Origin of the sequence: Nitrospirillum karajorum, assembly GCF_036348415.1 — a bacterium.
GTDB classification, from domain to species: Bacteria; Pseudomonadota; Alphaproteobacteria; order Azospirillales; family Azospirillaceae; genus Nitrospirillum; species Nitrospirillum amazonense_B.
Genome location: NZ_JAZBQB010000001.1, coordinates 1,580,387 through 1,597,330, shown reverse-complemented (window position 1 = coordinate 1,597,330; position 16,944 = coordinate 1,580,387). Strand labels below are relative to the sequence as shown.

Annotated in this window: 21 protein-coding genes; 13 read left to right on the top strand and 8 right to left on the bottom strand. The window is 69.4% G+C overall.

Annotated features, from left to right (window positions below):
- Positions 1–163 precede the first annotated feature (163 nt).
- The 9 genes from pncA (at position 164) to UCD39_RS06965 (ending at position 7,107) form a co-directional block, all read left to right on the top strand.
- Positions 164–823: a bifunctional nicotinamidase/pyrazinamidase gene (gene pncA / locus UCD39_RS07005; RefSeq protein ID WP_322485094.1), complete on the top strand. Its 660-nt coding sequence runs from the start codon at positions 164–166 to the stop codon at positions 821–823.
- Between the two features lie 205 nt (positions 824–1,028).
- A complete protein-coding gene (locus UCD39_RS07000; protein ID WP_145729387.1) occupies positions 1,029–1,748 on the top strand; it encodes a glycosyltransferase family 2 protein in 720 nt (239 codons plus the stop codon).
- A 4-nt stretch (positions 1,749–1,752) separates the two neighbouring features.
- Positions 1,753–2,088: a lipid-A-disaccharide synthase N-terminal domain-containing protein gene (locus UCD39_RS06995; RefSeq protein WP_145729386.1), complete on the top strand. Its 336-nt coding sequence runs from the start codon at positions 1,753–1,755 to the stop codon at positions 2,086–2,088.
- 15 nt (positions 2,089–2,103) lie between these two features.
- Positions 2,104–3,897 carry a phospholipid carrier-dependent glycosyltransferase gene (locus UCD39_RS06990; RefSeq protein ID WP_330495325.1) on the top strand — a complete coding sequence of 598 codons (1,794 nt, stop codon included), beginning with the start codon at positions 2,104–2,106 and terminating at the stop codon, positions 3,895–3,897.
- Positions 3,894–4,550 (top strand): phosphatase PAP2 family protein, encoded by a 657-nt coding sequence (locus UCD39_RS06985; protein ID WP_330495324.1) that lies wholly within the window; start codon positions 3,894–3,896, stop codon positions 4,548–4,550. The genes UCD39_RS06990 and UCD39_RS06985 overlap by 4 nt, the downstream gene beginning before the upstream one ends.
- A 37-nt stretch (positions 4,551–4,587) precedes the next feature.
- Positions 4,588–5,055, top strand: a complete 468-nt coding sequence (locus UCD39_RS06980) for a RidA family protein (RefSeq protein WP_330495323.1) — start codon at positions 4,588–4,590, stop codon at positions 5,053–5,055.
- A 92-nt stretch (positions 5,056–5,147) separates the two neighbouring features.
- Complete coding sequence (locus tag UCD39_RS06975; protein WP_330495322.1) at positions 5,148–6,041, top strand: GNAT family N-acetyltransferase; 894 nt, start codon at positions 5,148–5,150, stop codon at positions 6,039–6,041.
- Positions 6,042–6,046: 5 nt separating this feature from the next.
- Positions 6,047–6,370 (top strand): peptidogalycan biosysnthesis protein, encoded by a 324-nt coding sequence (locus UCD39_RS06970; RefSeq protein WP_330495321.1) that lies wholly within the window; start codon positions 6,047–6,049, stop codon positions 6,368–6,370.
- On the top strand, positions 6,367–7,107 hold the full coding sequence (locus tag UCD39_RS06965) for an alpha/beta fold hydrolase (RefSeq protein ID WP_330495320.1): 741 nt from the start codon (positions 6,367–6,369) through the stop codon (positions 7,105–7,107). Before UCD39_RS06970 ends, UCD39_RS06965 begins: the two co-directional genes overlap by 4 nt.
- 4 nt (positions 7,108–7,111) lie before the next feature.
- Here the strand turns inward: UCD39_RS06965 and UCD39_RS06960 are convergent, their stop codons facing one another.
- The 3 genes from UCD39_RS06960 to UCD39_RS06950 form a co-directional block, all read right to left on the bottom strand.
- Positions 7,112–7,882: a sulfite exporter TauE/SafE family protein gene (locus tag UCD39_RS06960; protein WP_330495319.1), complete on the bottom strand. Its 771-nt coding sequence runs from the start codon at positions 7,880–7,882 to the stop codon at positions 7,112–7,114.
- Between the two features lie 270 nt (positions 7,883–8,152).
- The gene (locus UCD39_RS06955; RefSeq protein ID WP_330495318.1) at positions 8,153–9,376 is read right to left on the bottom strand and encodes a class I SAM-dependent methyltransferase; all 1,224 of its coding nucleotides are present in this window, start codon (positions 9,374–9,376) and stop codon (positions 8,153–8,155) included.
- 13 nt (positions 9,377–9,389) lie between these two features.
- Entirely contained in the window at positions 9,390–10,268 is an 879-nt protein-coding gene (locus UCD39_RS06950; RefSeq protein ID WP_330495317.1) for a DUF1365 domain-containing protein, read from the bottom strand.
- 247 nt (positions 10,269–10,515) lie between these two features.
- Here UCD39_RS06950 and UCD39_RS06945 point away from each other — a divergent pair, with 247 nt between their 5' ends.
- The 4 genes from UCD39_RS06945 to UCD39_RS06930 all read left to right on the top strand — a co-directional run bounded on the left by UCD39_RS06945 (position 10,516) and on the right by UCD39_RS06930 (position 13,204).
- A complete protein-coding gene (locus tag UCD39_RS06945; protein WP_330495316.1) occupies positions 10,516–11,142 on the top strand; it encodes a sigma-70 family RNA polymerase sigma factor in 627 nt (208 codons plus the stop codon).
- An 8-nt stretch (positions 11,143–11,150) separates the two neighbouring features.
- Complete coding sequence (locus UCD39_RS06940) at positions 11,151–11,816, top strand: ChrR family anti-sigma-E factor (RefSeq protein ID WP_330495315.1); 666 nt, start codon at positions 11,151–11,153, stop codon at positions 11,814–11,816.
- Positions 11,817–11,819: 3 nt separating this feature from the next.
- Complete coding sequence (locus tag UCD39_RS06935; protein ID WP_330495314.1) at positions 11,820–12,653, top strand: DUF1295 domain-containing protein; 834 nt, start codon at positions 11,820–11,822, stop codon at positions 12,651–12,653.
- Between the two features lie 83 nt (positions 12,654–12,736).
- The gene (locus tag UCD39_RS06930) at positions 12,737–13,204 is read left to right on the top strand and encodes a hypothetical protein (protein WP_330495313.1); all 468 of its coding nucleotides are present in this window, start codon (positions 12,737–12,739) and stop codon (positions 13,202–13,204) included.
- Here UCD39_RS06930 and UCD39_RS06925 read toward each other — a convergent pair.
- The 5 genes from UCD39_RS06925 to UCD39_RS06905 all read right to left on the bottom strand — a co-directional run bounded on the left by UCD39_RS06925 (position 13,183) and on the right by UCD39_RS06905 (position 16,670).
- Complete coding sequence (locus UCD39_RS06925; RefSeq protein WP_330495312.1) at positions 13,183–13,602, bottom strand: DUF2177 family protein; 420 nt, start codon at positions 13,600–13,602, stop codon at positions 13,183–13,185. The two genes, UCD39_RS06930 and UCD39_RS06925, sit on opposite strands and share 22 nt — an antisense overlap.
- A 111-nt stretch (positions 13,603–13,713) precedes the next feature.
- On the bottom strand, positions 13,714–13,950 hold the full coding sequence (locus tag UCD39_RS06920) for a hypothetical protein (protein ID WP_145729376.1): 237 nt from the start codon (positions 13,948–13,950) through the stop codon (positions 13,714–13,716).
- A 50-nt stretch (positions 13,951–14,000) separates the two neighbouring features.
- Positions 14,001–15,602: a DEAD/DEAH box helicase gene (locus UCD39_RS06915; RefSeq protein WP_330495311.1), complete on the bottom strand. Its 1,602-nt coding sequence runs from the start codon at positions 15,600–15,602 to the stop codon at positions 14,001–14,003.
- Between the two features lie 61 nt (positions 15,603–15,663).
- Positions 15,664–15,816, bottom strand: a complete 153-nt coding sequence (locus tag UCD39_RS06910) for a hypothetical protein (protein ID WP_330495310.1) — start codon at positions 15,814–15,816, stop codon at positions 15,664–15,666.
- Positions 15,817–15,968: 152 nt separating this feature from the next.
- Positions 15,969–16,670: a 4'-phosphopantetheinyl transferase family protein gene (locus UCD39_RS06905; protein ID WP_330495308.1), complete on the bottom strand. Its 702-nt coding sequence runs from the start codon at positions 16,668–16,670 to the stop codon at positions 15,969–15,971.
- Positions 16,671–16,944 lie beyond the last annotated feature (274 nt).

The following is a 16,944-nucleotide window of genomic DNA, read 5'->3' as shown; positions in this document are numbered from 1 at the left end:
CCCTCCCGAACTGCGGTTTGGGAGGGCTTTTTCATGTACGATGTGTTTCAGATGAATGAATTCCCCGTGTGAAGGCGGCGGTGCCTTTGGGCGCGGAGTCGCTGGAAACCATCACGCGTGCCTCCCGCCGCCGCAGGAGCCGCCCGAACGCCAGGCAGTCCGAATGCGCACCGACACCGACGCCTTGATCCTGATCGACATCCAGAACGATTTCTGTCCCGGCGGGGCCCTCGCCGTCGCCGATGGCGACGCGGTGGTGGGGCCGGCCAATGAGCTGGCCGCCCATTTCGCCACCGTGATCCTGACCCAGGACTGGCACCCGGCGGGCCACCGGTCCTTCGCCAGCGCCCATGCTGGCCATCGCCCGTTCGACATGGTGCAGATGCCTTATGGGCCGCAGATGCTGTGGCCAGACCATTGCGTCCAGGGTACGCAAGGAGCCGCCTTCCACCCCGGCCTAGCCCCGGCGGTGGACAAGGCGCAGCTGGTGGTGCGCAAGGGCTTCCGCCCGCATATCGACAGCTATTCCGCCTTTTTCGAGAATGACCGGGTGACACCTACCGGCCTGGCCGGCGCACTGCGCGAACGCGGGGTGCAGCGGATCTATCTGGCGGGCCTGGCCACGGACTATTGCGTCGCCTACTCCGCCACCGACGCCGCGCGCCTGGGCTTCGAGGCGCTGATCGTGGAGGACGCCTGCCGGGCCATCGACCTGCACGGCTCCCTCACCGCCGCGCGGCGTGACTGGACGGCCGCTGGCGTGCGCAGCGTCAGCCTGGCGGATGTGCTGGCCCTGGACGCGCCCTTGGCCTCCGTCGCCTGACACACCCCCCGGCGCGGCGGCGTTCGCAAAGCGGCGACCTTCAAGGCGCGCCGCCGCAAGGCACCCCTGTCCTATCCAGCACCCCGGGGCAGGCCGCCCTTGTTGACGCTGGCGGCAAACTGTAGCTTCCTGCCCCAAACATATCCCGGGCGCCTCTGCCGAGGCGGCGGCCCGGATTTTTTCGTGCCCTCCGTGCGCCGAGGTGATGGGTTTGCGCTACACCATCCTGATTTCCGTCCTGAACGAGCAGGGCAACATCCTGCCGCTCCTGGAAGAGCTGCAAGCCGTGGCGCCCTACCCCGGGGATTATGAGGTCCTGTTCGTCGACGACGGCAGCACGGACGGCACGCCGGCGGAGTTGCAGCAGGCCAAGGCCAAATACCCGTTCGTGCGGGTCCTGCGCCACGGCCAGCGCGCGGGCAAGAGCCGCGCCATCCGCAGCGGCTGCCATGCGGCCAAGACCGACTGGATCATGATGGTCGATGGCGACATGCAGAACGACCCCCGCGACATCGCGCCCATGCTGGCGGCGGTGGAGCGGGACCCAGAGGTAAAGGTGGTGTGCGGCATCCGCCGCCGCCGCGACGACACCCTGGCCAAGAAGATCACCTCGCGCCTGGGCAACGGCATCCGCCGGTCGCTGCTGCGCGACGGCTGCCCCGACACCGGCTGCGGCTTCAAGCTGGTGCACCGCGCCGCCATGCTGGAACTGCCGCAATTCGACGCCATCCACCGCTTCATTCCGACCGTGGCGACCTACAGCGGCTGGAAGATGGCCAACGTGCCCATCAACGACCGCAAGCGCCACGCCGGCCGGTCCAAGTACACCAACATCGGCCGCGCCTTCGTCGGCTTCTTCGACCTCCTGGGCATGCTGTGGATGCTGCGGCGGAACACCATGCCCGGCACCGTGCGGGAGGTCTGAGAGCATGGTGTGGGAGCATATCGCCCAGTTCCTGGCGCACTGGTGGCAGGAAGCCCTGGGCAAGAACGGCTGGATCGCCGCCTTCGGCCTGTTCGGCCAGGCGATGTTCATGTCGCGCTTCATCGTGCAGTGGATTTCCAGTGAGCGCGCCGGCCGCAGCGTCGTGCCGGTGACCTTCTGGTATTTCAGCCTGGCGGGTGGCGCCCTGGTGCTGCTGTACGGCCTGCTGAAGCCGGACCTGGTCATCATCGCCGGCCAGATGCCGGGCCTGGTGGTCTATGCCCGCAACCTGCACCTGATCCACAAGCACAAGCGCGCCGAAGCCGCCGCCGCGACCTGACGGGACGTCCAATCGATGAACGATACTTTCCGCCCCGCCGTCCTGCGGCCCGTGCACTACGTCATCCTGGCGCTGCTGGCCCTGGCGACGTTCCTGCCGGGCTTCACCACCATCCCGCCCTTCGACCGGGATGAAAGCCGCTTCGCCCAGGCGACCCGGCAGATGCTGGAAACGCACGACTTCGTCTCCATCCGTTTCCAGGACGAGGCGCGCAATAAGAAGCCCGTGGGTATCCATTGGCTGCAGAGCGCAACCGTCACGGCGGTGCAGGCCGTCACCGGCGACCATGACCCCGAAACGACACCCATCTGGGCCTACCGCCTGCCCTCGCTCATCGGTGCCGTCACCGCCGTGCTGCTGACCGCCTGGGCGGGGCAACTGCTGTTCGGCGCCACCGCCGGCTTCGGCGCCGCCCTGCTCATGGCCGTCAGCGTGCTGCTGAGCGTCGAGGCGCGCATGGCCAAGACCGACGCCGTGCTGCTGGCCACGGTTGTGGCGGCCATGGGCGCGCTGGGCCGCATCTATCTGGACCGGCGCAAGCCCCTGCCCCCCACCTGGGGCCTGACCCTGACTTTCTGGGTGGCTCTGGGCGTCGGCATCCTGATCAAGGGGCCGGTCATCCTGCTGCCGGTTCTGGGCAGCATCGTCACCCTGGGCTTCGCCGACCGCGACTGGTCCTGGCTGAAGGGCCTGCGCCCCCTGCCCGGCCTGGCCATCGTGCTGGCCATGGTGCTGCCCTGGGCCATAGCCATCGCCGTGGCCACCAAGGGCCAGTTCTTCGCCGACGCCATCGGGCACGAGTTCCTGGGCAAAGTAAACTCCGGCCAGGAAAAGCATGCCGGCCCGCCCGGCTATTACCTCATCACCTTCTGGCTCAGCTTCTGGCCCGGCAGCTTGCTGGTGGGACTGGGCGCCGCCTGGGCCTGGCGCCGCCGCCATGACGACGCCGTGCGCTTCTGCCTGGCCTGGATCGTGCCCACCTGGCTGATCTTCGAGGCGGTGGCGACCAAGCTGCCCCACTATGTCCTGCCCACCTTCCCCGCCCTGGCCTTCCTGGGCATGGCGGCGCTGCTGTCGCGCATCGACGCCAAGGCGGCGGCCGGTCGGGGCAGCACCCAAGGCACGCTGGATCAGCCCACGACAGCCGGCCGCATCGGCCGCTGGGCCGTCGTCTTCGTCTACCTGGTCATCACCGTGGCCCTGGCCATCCTGGGCGCCGGCGCGCCGTTGCGGCTGGAGGGCACCAACCTACCGGCGGGCTTCGTCGCCGGCGCCTTGGCGCTGGCCACCGGCATCGCCTTCGTGGTGCTGGAGCGGATCGGCTGCCTGAAGCGGCTGACCCTGGCTGTGGCCGCCGGCGGCGCGCTCAGCATGATCACCATCCTGGGCCTGGTCATGCCCAGCCTGAAGGCCATGTGGCTGAGCCCCACCATCGCCCAGGCCGTGGCGGACCACCGCCTGTGCCCCACCACTGTGCTGGCGGCGTCGGGGTACACCGAGCCCAGCATGGTCTTCCTGGTGGGCACCAAGACCAAGCTGGGTGAGCCGGACATGGTGGCCAACCACCTGGCCGACGATCCCGGCTGTGGCCTGGCCCTGGTGCGGGACAAGGAGGAACCGGCCTTCGCCGCCCAGCTGGCCGCGCGCGGCCTGTCGCCGGAACTCATCAAGCATTTCCGCGGGTTCAACTACTCGCGCGGCAACTGGGCCAACCTGGCCCTGTACCGCGCCGGCGCGCCGGTCAACGCGCCCGCCCCCGCTGATCAGGCGCCCACGGATCAGCCGAAGCCGGCGACGCCCCAGCCGTGAGGCGTTCGATCCTGATCCTGGCCGGCTTCCTGGCGCTGGAAGCCGGGCTCATGCTGTGGGTGGACCGGCCCTTCGCCCTATGGGCGGCGCAGCTGCCGCATTGGGTCACGGCCGTCAGCCATCATCTGACGCGGGCGGGTGACAGCCTGTACAGCCTGGTGCCCCTGGGCCTGGCGGCCCTGGCGCTGACCACGGCGCGCGCCCAGGCGGAGGGGACGCAGCGGGAACGGCTGGGCCGTTGGCTGGGGGCCGTGGCCTTCGTCTTCCTGGCCGTGGCCCTGTCCGGCCTGGCGGTGGACGGCGTGAAGGCGGTGGTCGGCCGGCCCCGGCCCATCCTGTTCCTGAGCGAGGGCGCCATGTGGCCCCAGCCCTTCCACATGGGCTTCCGCTACTATTCCTTCCCCTCCGGCCACGCCGACACCCTGGTGGCGCTGGCCCTGTCGATCGGCATCCTGTGGCCCCGGCACCGGCGGGCGCTGGTGGGGCTGGCCCTGGCCCTGGCCACCACACGGCTGTGGGTGGGCGCGCACTATCCGTCCGACGTGGTGGCGGGCGCGGCCGTGGCGGTGCTCACCACCCGCCCGTTGCGCGATCTCTTCATACGCCGTGGCTGGTTGCCGGCGCCCAATGGCGCTATGGTCCCCGGCCGATAGCAGTTTCAGTCCCAACGATCCCATCATGGAGGAAGACATGGCCGGCCGTATCGACGCCCGTCTGAAAGAACTCGCCATCGAGCTGCCGACCCCGGCCATCCCGGTGGCGGCCTACGTCCCGGCCGTGCGCACGGGCAACACCCTGTTCCTGTCCGGCCAGATTCCGTTCTGGAACGGCGAACTGCGCTGCGTCGGCAAGCTGGGCGACAATTTCACGGTGGAACAGGGCGCCGAAGCCGCCCGCCTGTGCGCCCTGAACCTGATCGCCCAAGCCAAGGCCGCCCTGGACGGCGACCTGGACCGCGTGGTGCGCGTGGTCAAGCTGGTGGGCTTCGTCAACTCCACCGGTGACTTCACCGACCAGCCCAAGGTCATCAACGGCGCCTCCGAGACCTTCGTGCAGGTGTTCGGCGACGCCGGCCGCCACGCCCGCTCCGCCGTCAGCGCCGCCGCCCTGCCCCTGGGCGTCGCGGTCGAGGTCGAGGCCATCCTGGAAGTGGCCTAAGCCACCTCATCATTTGCACGCCACCCGCTCTTGTTAAATGCCGTTCGGCACCCGACTATTAGCCTGGGTGCCGAACGGATCGGGATAGCGTGATGGCGGATGGAAGCAGCGACTGGACGTCGGGTCTCAAGGTGGCCGTGGCCCCGCGCATCGGCGCGCTGGACGCGGCGGATTGGGACAGGCTGGCGGCCAGCGACGCCTATCCCGGCCATCCCTTCACCCGGCACGCCTTCCTGAGGATTTTGGAGGACAGCGGCTCCGTCGGGCGCAAGACCGGATGGCTGCCGCAGCACCTGACGGTGCGCGACGCCCAGGGCCGCCTGGTGGGGGCGGCGCCGATGTACCTGAAGTCCCATTCCTACGGCGAATATGTCTTCGACCAGGGTTGGGCCAACGCCTATGAGCGCGCGGGTGGGGAGTATTATCCCAAGCTTCAGGTCTCCATCCCCTTCACGCCGGCGACCGGGCCCCGCCTGCTGGTCGACCTCACTTGTCCCGATCCGCAGGGCGTACGGCGGCTCATGGTGGCCGCGCTGCGCAGTGCGGCGGTGGACAACAAGCTGTCATCCGTCCACGTCACGTTCCCCGCACCGGAGGATCGCGCCGCCCTGACCGGGGCCGGCTGGCTGGATCGCCACGGCGTGCAGTACCATTGGGAGAACAGGGGCTACCGCGACTTCGCGGACTTCCTGGCCGCGTTCAGCAGCCGCAAGCGCAAGGCCGTGCGCAAGGAACGCCAGGCGGTCGCCGACAGCGGGGTAGAGGTGCTGACCCTGACGGGCGGCGACCTGACGGAGGAACACTGGGACGCCTTCTTCCGCCTGTACAACGCCACCAGCGACCGTAAATGGGGCTGGGCCTACCTGACGGAAGACTTCTTCCATCGGCTGGGGGCGGAAATGGCAGACAGCGTCGTGCTGGTCATGGCCCGCGACCCCGCCCGTCCGGACGAGAAAGGCCGCCCCGCCTGGGTGGGGGGGCTCTGAACCTGATGGGCGACGATACGCTCTACGGCCGCAACTGGGGCTCCGCCGGCGACTACCCCTTCCTGCATTTCGAGGCCTGCTACTACCGCGCCATCGAGTTCGCCATCGAGCGTGGCCTGAAGCGGGTGGAGGCCGGGGCGCAGGGCGAACACAAGGTGCAGCGCGGCTACCTGCCGGTCACCACCCACAGCGCCCATTATATCGCCGACCCCGGCCTGCGCCGCGCCGTGGCCGATTTCGTGGAGCGGGAGCGCGCGGGTGCCGCCGCCGACATCGAAACGCTGATGGCGGAGAGCCCCTACCGCCAGGGCGACGGCGGGTCCGAATGAACATCGTCCACCGGCTGACCGTCGGCGCCCATGGCCTGAGCGTCCTGGCCGCCGGACCGGACCCGGTGGAGCAGGCGGCCCGTCCCATCATCCTGGTGCACGGCACACCGGGCAGCGCCGGCGGCTGGCGCTGGTTCCTGGGCCATGGTCCCCAGGGGGTGTCGCTGCTAGCCCCGGATCGGCCGGGCTTCGGCCACAGCGCCCCGCGAGAGGCGCTGATCGGCCTGAAGGCCCAGGCCGGACGGCTGGCGCCACTGCTGGCGCTCAACCCCGCCAACCCGCCGGCCATCCTGGTGGGCCATTCCATGGGCGGCCCCGTGGTGGCGCGCCTGGCACTGGACCAGCCGGAGCGCGTGGCCGCCCTGGTGCTGGTGGCGACCTCTTTCGATCCGGACATTGAACACCAGCATCCCTTGCAGCCCTGGGCGGATCGGGAACCCTGGCGCCGGCTGCTGCCCCGGCCGCTGCGCAACGCCAACCGGGAATTGCTGACCATCGTGCCGGAGCTTCACGCCCTGGCGCGGGACCTGGGCCAGGTACGCTGCCCCGTGGTCATCCTGCACGGAACGGCCGACCGGGAATCGCCCTACGGCAACGTCGCCTATCTGCAACACCACCTGTCCCAGGCGATGGTGGAGGTGAGGACGCTGGACGGGGCCGGCCATTTCCTGCCGTGGACCCGCCGCCACGATGTGATGGCGGCCATCGAGCGCGCCCGGGCGCTTTGCACCGTTTAGCGGATCAGAACGGGCTACGGTCTAGGACGCCAAACGCCAGGCTGAGCAGCAAGGCCGCGTTCAGCAGCATAAGCGGCGGGGTGACCCAGGCGGCGACGCCGCTGAATTGGCGTCCCACCGCCCGGCCGGCCACCGCCACGGTCATCAGGCTGGGGGCGGTGCCCACGGCGAAGGCCGCCAGCACCAGCGCGCCGCCGCCGGCGGACCCGCTGCTGACCGCCGCCGCCAGCGCCGCATAGACCATGCCGCAAGGAATGAAGCCCAGCAGCACGCCCAGAAGATAGCCATTCAGGCCGCGCGGATCGGCGAACAGCCGGCGCAACGGCCGGGCCAGCGCCGCCGTCAGGCGCGCGGCCCCCGCCGTTCCCAGGCTGAACCGGCCGGCCGGCACAAGACGCACAAGGCGGGGCGCCACCCGGCCCAGCCCGGCCAGGCCCTGGCGCAGGAACAGCAGCGCCGCGATCCCCAGGAACACGGCCAGCAGCCAGCGATATTCCGTCGCCCGCACCACCAGGCCGGATAAGCCGCCGGCGACGGCGCCCAGCGCGGCATAGGTGGTCATGCGGCCCAGGTGATAGGGCAACAGCAGGACGCCGGCGGGCCGTGCCAACGCTGGCCTCGCCGCCTCACCCGCCCCCACCTGCGCCAACACGAACGGGCCGCACATGCCGACGCAATGGCCAAAGCCGCCTGTCAGGCCGGCCATGAACACGGCGGCCATCAGGGCGGGCAGGCTCAACGGCGCGGACTGCAGCATGGACAGGTGGTCGTGCATGGGACGGTGTCCGGATCAGGATTTGCCTAATACGCGTGGCATTTGATCGTGACCGCTCAAATGCCTCCTCAGTCGCCGGGCGCCAGCATCCGCTGGCCAGGCTTCCTCGCTACGCCCTGCGGTGCTCGCTCCGGCGGACGCAGTCGCGTCCTACCAGCGGCACGAGCCAAAGTCTCGCGCCGCTGGTAAAAGCCATAAACCATGCGCCGGCCGCATCGCTTGATCCGGATCAGTCCTTTTCACTTTTCTCCAGGGATGGTTCGCCCAAACTCAGGTCGCTGGCACCAGGCGGTACAGCCCGACATCAATCACGCCGGCACGAAAGCCCGCCTCGCAGTACGCCAGGTAATAGTCCCACAGCCGGCGGAAATGGGGCGGAAAGCCCATGGCGTGGATATCCGTCCACGCGGCGTGGAAGCGCTGGCGCCATTCCGCCAGCGTGCGGGCGTAGCTGTCGCCGAACGTCTCCGCCCCCTCCAGACGCAGGCCGGCCGCCTCGGCCTCCCGCACCAGGCGCGAGGGGGACGGCAGCATGCCGCCGGGAAAGACGTGGCGCTGAATGAAGTCGACCTCGCGCCGGTAATGCTCGAAACGGGATTCGTCGATGGTGATGACCTGCAGCACGGCGACACCCTGATCGGACAGGCGCCGGCGCAGCGTCTGGAAATAGACGGGCCAGTAGCGTTCGCCCACCGCCTCCAGCATCTCGATGGAGACGATGCGGTCATAGGTGCCGGTCACGTCGCGGTAGTCCTGCATACGCAGGTCGGCCCGGATGCCCAGACCGGCATCCGTTAGACGTTTTTGGGCCACGGCCAACTGCGACGGCGACAGCGTCAGGCCGGTGACATGGCAACCCTGGCGCGCAATCCGCTCCGCCAAGCCGCCCCAGCCGCAGCCGATCTCCAGCACCTGCTCCCGCCCGCTGAGGCCCAGAAGGTGCACGATGCGGTCCAGCTTGGCCTCCTGCGCCGCCTCCAGCGTCTGGTCGGCAGCCGTGTACAGGGCGGAGGAATAGGCCATGCCCTGGTCCAGCCAGCGTGCATAGAAGTCATTGCCCAAATCGTAGTGGGCCATGATGTTGCGCCGGCTGCCCTTGCGCGTGTTGGCGCGGCCACGGTGGACCAGGGTCTTCACCATGCGGGCCAGGGGCGTGCCGGCGAAGGCGCCGTCCAGGCGGCTGATGTTGCGCGCGGCCAGTTCCAGCAGGGCCGGCAGGTCGGGGCTAGACCAGTCGCCATCGGCATAGGCTTCGGCGAAGGCCACGTCCCCGCCAAAGGCCAGGCGCCGCACCGCGCGCCAGCGATGGATCTCCAGCACGCCGTCCGGCCCGGGATGGGCAGCCTGGCGCGTCAGGCGGGTGCCGTCCGGCAGTTGCACCGTGATCCGCCCAGCCGCCACACGGGCCATGACGCGCGACAGCAAATGAGCCGCCAGCCGCCGCAAGGGCTGCGCCGAGGTCGGGGATTTGGAAGAGATATCCAAGGTAGACATGGGCGGAGAGATCCTACAGGCCGGAGTCAGTGGGAGAGACGATGGTGACGGGCCGGGACGGCGCCGGTGGGCTGGGGCGGAATCCGACGCCCTTCAACCACAGCTTGAGCGCCTGCCAGTGGATGGCGGCCATCACCTTGAGGGTAAGCAGGGGGTGCGCCGACCAGGCGGCCAGGATGCTGGCATCGTCCAGCGCCTGGCGCCGGCCGCTGAAGCAAGCGGACAGGATGGGAAGGCCCAGGCTGTCATCCTGGCGCACCTGGCCGCAGCGCACCTGTATGGCGACGCTCAAGCTTTCCGCCGGGGGTGCGATGCGGAAATCATAGCGGGCGTCCATGTCCATGAAAGGGGAGACATGCAGGCGCTTGGCGCAGCGCTGTCGGACCAGGCCGCCATCCCCGGCGCCGACGGGGATGACGTAGCTATGGCGCAGCCCAAAGGTGTTGTTCACCTCATGCACCAGGGCGCAGAGCGACCCGTCGCGGCGATGACAGAAATAGATGCTGAGGGGGTTGAAGACGTAGCCCAGCACGCGGGGCATGCACCACAGCCGGATGGGCCCGCCGTCGTACCCGGCGTCCGCCTCCGCCAGCAGGCGCGCCACCTGGGCGCGCAGGGGCTGGCCGGACCCGTCGCCATGGTCGGCGTCATGGAAGGACAGCAGGTTGAACCGGTTGTACGAGAATAGGCGCAGCCGGCGGTGCAAGACCGGCAATTCGTCCAGATCAAGCACCATGGACCAGACGCGGTACCGCAAATGATGGTGACGCGGCCAAGTGCGACGGTGCGCGACCACCCCGCGATAGAGGGCACTGTGGATGGCCGACGGGCGGGAAGTCTTATCCCCGTCCACCCCGCTGTCCCCATCGCAGGCCCGCGTCGCCCCCGTCATCCGAGCCATTCCTCCCGCACATCCGGCAGTTAATGTTTGCCGTTCCTATACGCGCCGCGGGCGATAGCGGATCAGTTGATAAAGGACTGATCCGAACCGGCCGTGGTTCGTATAGAGTGGCATGCATGACGCTCGCACCCTTCGCAACTCCTTCCCGCGCCGCCGGCCGTCAGCTGGCCGACCGGGCACGCCCTGGACTTTGCCCGGAGATGGCCGCCCTGCAGACGGTCGCGCCGGAGACATCCGCTTGACCGGCGGCGGTGACACGGGCCTGCCGGACGCAGGTCCGGCGGCCGCCCCGGCGGCTGGCACCGTGGTGCTGGAGGATGTCCACGCGCGGCACCTGCGGGCCATCGCCACGCAGGGCGACCGCGCCGCCTACTCCGCCCTGTTCCGACACTACGCGCCACGCATTAAAAGTTACTTGATGACCACGGGATTGCCGGCGATGGAGGCGGAGGAGCTGGCCCAGGAGGCCATGCTGACCGTCTGGCGCAAGGCCGCCATTTTCGACCCGGCCCGCGCCCGCGCCGCCACCTGGATATTCACCATCGCCCGCAATCTGCGCATTGACGCCGCTCGCCGCAGCCGCGCGGCGGAGGCGGCGCTGGCCCAGGAAAGCCTGACCCCGGCGGAGCCGGAGCAGGCGGACGAGGTGTTGTCCGCGGCGGAGATCGCCGACCGCCTGCGGGCCACGCTGGATACCCTGCCGCCGGATCAATTGGCAGTCGTGCGACTTTCCTTTTTCGAAGACGCGCCCCATCCCGATATCGCCCGCCGTCTGGGCATCCCCCTGGGGACGGTCAAATCGCGCCTAAGGCTGGCCATGGCCCGCCTGCGCGGCTTGATTGATCCGGTGGGGGTCAAGCCATGATCACCGCCATGAGCAAACCACCGTCCATCCCCCTGCCCACCCATCACCCCGATGCGGACCTGCTGATGCGGTACGCGGCCGGGACCCTGCCCGGTGGCCCCGCCTTGGTGGTGGCCACGCACCTGGACTTCTGCCCCGTGTGCCGCCGCCAGGTTCACGCCTGGGAAGCGGTGGGCGGCGCGCTGCTGAACAGCCAGCGGCCGGAGGTCCTGGCGGATGATGCGCTGGAACGCGCTCTGGCACGGCTGGATGTGCCACTCCCGGCGGCAAAGCAGCGTCCGAAGGCGGAGCCCAAGGCCGACATGGCGCTGCCGCCCGCCCTGCGCGCGCGCGCGTTGGGCCCCTGGCGCTTCGTCGCCCCGGGCATACGGGGTCGCGCCGTGCGGATGGACCCCGCCGAGGATTACAAGGTCATGCTGTTCCGCGTGGGCGCCGGCATGGCCATCCCCACGCACGGCCATCGCGGGATGGAGTACACCTGTGTCATCGACGGCGCCTTCAGCGACGTCTTTGGACGGTTCGCCTCCGGCGACATGGCGGCGATGGACGCGGCCGCCGAACATCAGCCCCTGGCCGATCCGGGCAGCGACTGCCTGTGCCTGATCGCCGTGCGCGGCCGGCTGCGTATCCACAGCCTGCTGGGCCGCCTGGTCCAGCCCCTGGTGGGACTTTAGCCGGTGACACCCCTGGCGCTGCTGCTGGCCATCGCACTGGGCCAATGCGCCCTCATGGCGCTCGCCTGGGCGGTGCAGCGGCTGACGCGGCAATCCGGTTGGGTGGACGCCACCTGGTCCTTCACCGTGGGTGCGGGCGGTCTATGCGCCGCCCTGATCCCGGTGGGTGACCTGCCGACCAGCGCCCGGCAAGTTCTGGTCGCCACGCTGGTGGGGTTATGGTCTGCGCGACTGGCCGGCCACATCGCGCTGCGCACCCGGGGCGCCGGCGATGATCCACGTTACGCGGAATTGATGCGCACCTGGGAGGCACGGGCGCCGTCCCGCCTGTTCTGGTTCCTGCAAAGCCAGGCGGTGGCCGCGGCGCTGCTGGCCGTCACGGTCTACGTCGCGGCGCGCAATCCCGCACCTGGCCTTGGTGTCCTGGATGTGGTGGGGACCCTGGTGCTGCTTGCGGGGATCGCCGGCGAAGGGATCGCCGACGCCCAATTGACCCGTTTCCGCCACGGCGCCGACACCCATGCCCCCAACGCCCAGGGGCGTATTTGCGATGTCGGCCTTTGGCGATGGTCGCGCCACCCGAATTATTTCTTTGAATGGGTCATCTGGCTGGCCTATCCCTGCTTCGCCCTGGTGCCGTCCGCCGACGGACCCTGGGCCTGGGGTTGGCTGGCGTTCATCGGGCCGGCCATGATGTACGGCCTGCTGGTCCACGTCTCCGGCATTCCCCCGCTGGAGGCGCACATGGCCCGGTCGCGCGGGGCCGCCTTCGCCGCCTATTGCCGGCGCACCAGCGCCTTCTTCCCCCTGCCGCCGCGGCGGCCGGACACGGATTAGCCCCTTGACCATCCCCCGGCGCTCTGTCCAATAGCTTGGGAAGGGTCGCAAAGGGGGATGGCATGCGCGCTTGGCTTAGGATTATGCCCGTCTTGGGCCTGGGTGCCAGCTTGGCGCTGGCAGGCTGCTCCGGCGAGGACCCGATGGGCCCCGGCCCGGACCAGAAGATGCTGCAAGCCGCCTGCACCTTGGACCTGCACACCACCCGCCCCACCGGGACCGACGTGCTATCCTTCTATCGCATCGAATTGCCACTGACGCCGGTGGACGTGCGCCGCGTCGAATCCATGGTGCTGGCCGATGGCCGCGACACCTATTACGTCCGCCCCAAGTTCAACGACCAAGTGTGCATCGGCGGCGATGTGGCGATGGTGTCCTTGGCGAATGGCAAGGTGCATGTCCACTATGAGATCGCGGATCTGGCGCATCTGGATATGGTGGGCAAGCCGGTTTTCACCCGGCTGACCCTGGACGACACCTTCGACTATACCCCCGGCCAGAGCGTCAACCGGACGGCCGGGGGCCGCTATTACGGCTTCCTGCTGAAATAGAGGGCGACGGCGCAGCCGGCCGTGGCCGCCAGGGCGGTCAGGACCGCCCCCCAGGCCATGTCCAGTGCCGTCAGCCGCGCGGACCACAGCCGCAGGGTGGCGTGGTTGGTCAGGTCATAGGTGCCATAGGTGAGCAGGCCGAAAAGCGCGCCCCGCACCAGCGCCTGGACCAGGGGGGAGTCCGTGCGGGTCGCCGGCTCGACAGCGAAGAAAACAATGCCGGCGCCCATCAGCAGATAGAAAAGCGCCGCCGGCCCGACGCGTGGCTGGTCTGCCACCATGTCGCCCATGACCTGGCGATAGAACCCGATCATGCGGGTCAGCCAGACGGCATCCAAGGAGACGAAGGTGATGAGGGTGGCCGCATAAATCGCGGCATGACGCAGCACCGGGCCCATAGGCTATCCCTTCCCCCGTTTCAAAGAAAAAGCGCCCCGGGATCAAGTCACGGGGCGCTTTTCTATACGGGGCGCCGACCCGGACGGATCAGCGCCGAGCCAACGGACGGCTCAACGGACGGGTGAGCGCGTCAGCGACTTGATGCGGCCGCGCGGGCTGCCGGACATGAGGGCGATTTCGCGGTCCTGCGCCTCGATGATGGCGCGCGCCGGTTCGTCACCATCCAGGCCGCCCAGTTCGGAGGACGGAACGCGGCGGTTGGACGACCGCGACCCATCGTCATAGAGGACATCGAACAGGACGAATTCGTTGACGGACTTGGATTTCGGCTTGCTGCTGCGGCCCATGGGGACCTCCTCTTCCTAAAAAACCATCACACTTCGAAACGACCCGCGGCTCAGCGGCGGCGGCGGGGACGGTCGCGGCCCTCACGCGTCGGCTGCTGCTGGTCTTCGTTCGCGTTCAATGCCGCAACGAAGCTGGAGAACGGGGTACCGCGGCCACCGTCCTGGGCGGGACGCGGGGCCTGGGGCCGGGGGGTGGGCCGGGCGGTGGGGTGGGCGGCGGCGGGACGGGCGCCTTGCGGCTGAGCCGGACGCGCGGCCTGCGGACGGCCCTCGGGGCGCGGGCCCGCCTGGGCGGGACGCGGCCCCTGGGGCTGGGCCGGGCGGGCCTGCTGCGGACGGCCACCGTCCGGACGGGCGGGACGCGGGCCATCATTACGGACGGACGAACGTCCTTCCGCCTGACCGTCGGAAGCCCGCGCGCCCTGGCGCTGCCCACGGCCCGGATTGCCACCGTTGCGCGCCGGGCGGGCCGGCAGCGGCGGGCGGCTCACCGGGGCGGCGGCGGCCTGGGGCGTAGCCTCCGGCCGCTCACCCACGGGAATGGACTTGCGGATCAGCTTCTCGATGTCGCGCAGGTAGCCGCGCTCCTCCCCATCGGCCGTGCACAGCGACACGGCGACGCCGGAGGCGCCGGCGCGGGCGGTGCGGCCGATGCGATGGACGTAGGTTTCCGGCTCGTTGGGCAGGTCGAAGTTCACGACATGAGTGACGCCATCGACGTCGATGCCGCGCGCCGCGATGTCGGTCGCCACCAGCACGCGCACGGTGCCGGCGCGGAAGCCGTCCAGCGCCTTCTGCCGGGCGTTCTGCGACTTGTTGCCATGGATGGCGGCGGCCTCGATGCCCGCCTGCTCCAACTGCGCGGAGACGCGGTTGGCGCCGTGCTTGGTGCGGGTGAAGACGATGCTGCGCTGCATGCCGGTATCCCGCCGGATCAGGTCGACCAGCACGTGGCGCTTTTCCGGCGCCGGCACGAAGATGACCTTCTGGTCGATGCGCTCGGCGGTGGTGGAGACGGGCGTCACCTCCACGCGCAGCGGATCGCGCAGCATCTTGTTCGCCAGCTCCGACACGTCGCCCGGCATGGTGGCGGAGAAGAACAGCGTCTGCCGGTTGGCCGGCAGCTTGGCCATGATCTTCTTCAGGCTGTGGATGAAGCCCATGTCCAGCATGCGGTCGGCCTCGTCCAGCACCAGCACCTCGACCTTGTCCAGGCGCACATGGCCCTGGGTCATCAGGTCCAGCAGGCGGCCGGGGGTGGCGACCACGATGTCGATGCCGGCGGCCAGCGCCTTGACCTGGTTACCCTGGCCGACGCCGCCCAGGATGACGGTGTGGCTGAGCTTCAGGCCGGTGCCGTAGTTGGTGATGCTCTCGCCGATCTGCACCGCCAGCTCACGCGTCGGCGTCAGGATCAGGGCGCGGGGCATGCGCAGCGGCAGGGCCGACGGGGCGGCGCCCAGGCGCTGCAGGATGGGCAGGGTGAAGGCGGCGGTCTTGCCGGTGCCGGTCTGGGCGATGCCCAGGATGTCGCGGCCCTCCAGCGCATGGGGAATGGCCCGCGCCTGGATGGGGGTGGCGGTATGATGGCCCAGCTGGGCCAAAGCGGCCTGAATCTCAGGACGCAGCGAAAGGGTATCGAAAGCGGTCAATGTCGTAGAATCCCAGGGCGACGCGCCGGCTGCGGTCAGGTGCGCGGCTGCGAAATCGCGGTCAAGCCCTTGCCCGGGCGCGTGCCGGCAGGCGTGGTGTCGAAAGGGTCAGCATGCCCTGGGTGCACAGGGGCGATTTGGCCGCCACCGCTACGCGCCACCCGGGGGATACCGCCAGGCCCAGCGGCCCGGCATGGGAACGGATGAGGCTCATCCATTCCTTAAGACCGCATAAGTGGCTGTGACCGCTCCCAGGTACAAGGGAAATCGCTCGGGGTGCCCCGAATTGCTGCCATGTCCGCGCCAGGGTAGGCCATGTCATACAACCGACAAGCTTGTCCGTCAGGGTGCTTGCCCCGACGTCAGCTACAGGTCGGCCAGCCCCTCCTCCACCGTCAAATCGGTGGCAAGGCGGTCCTCGGGCCCCATCAAAGCCACCGCCGCCTTGTGGCCACTGGCCAGGTCGCGCGTCCATAGCCGGCAGCCCTGGCCCACCGGCAGGGAACCGTCGTCGCGGATCAGGCGCGGCATATCCGGCTGGATGGCGAAGCTGTCGGTCGGCAACGACAGGCCCATACCCAAGGCCTTGATGTAGGCCTCCTTCAAGGTCCACACGCTCACCATGTCCGGCCCCGAGCGGCCGGCGGGGCGGGCGTCCAGCCAGGCCAGTTCCTCCGCCGCGAACATGGCCGTCGCCACGTCGGCTCCGATGTGGCGGCCGCCCGGCTCCACATCCACCCCCACGCGGCAGCCCGGCTGCAGCGTCACGACGCAGGCCACCAGGCCCTCGGTGTGCGACAGGTTGAAGTCCAGGCCCGGTGGCCCATCCACCAGGCCCGGCTTGCCCTGCACTGTGACCGGGGTGAAGGCCAGCGCCGCTGGCGGCCGCCCCACCAGACGGCCCAGCCATAGGCGCACGAGGCCGTGGGCCGCCACATATTCCCGCCGGTTGGCCTCGAACATGAAACGGTTGGCCCGCGCCCGCTCCCCCTCATCCAGCAGGGACCAGAGGCGGGAATAGGTTTCCGCGTCCAACAGGACCAGGGGCAGTGTCCGTAGCAGCGGCATGGGCGGGCATCCAACAGGTCGGCGATGAAACATCGGCCAGATCAAAACCCGCGCGCCCTTCTGTCAAGGCGGGCCTCGCCACGGCGGCGTCACTGACCAACCGAAGAGGGTCATCCGAATCCGCCGGGAACCGGAACAAGGCCGGCCCCATTTAAGCGCAGCATGACCGTAGCGGACGGCCCGTCCCTTGACGTAAAGGAACCGCCCCACGGCCTTGATGACGTCCGGCCGTGGCCGTCCCGGCTGGGACGATACCCACCTGGTAACCGGAGCG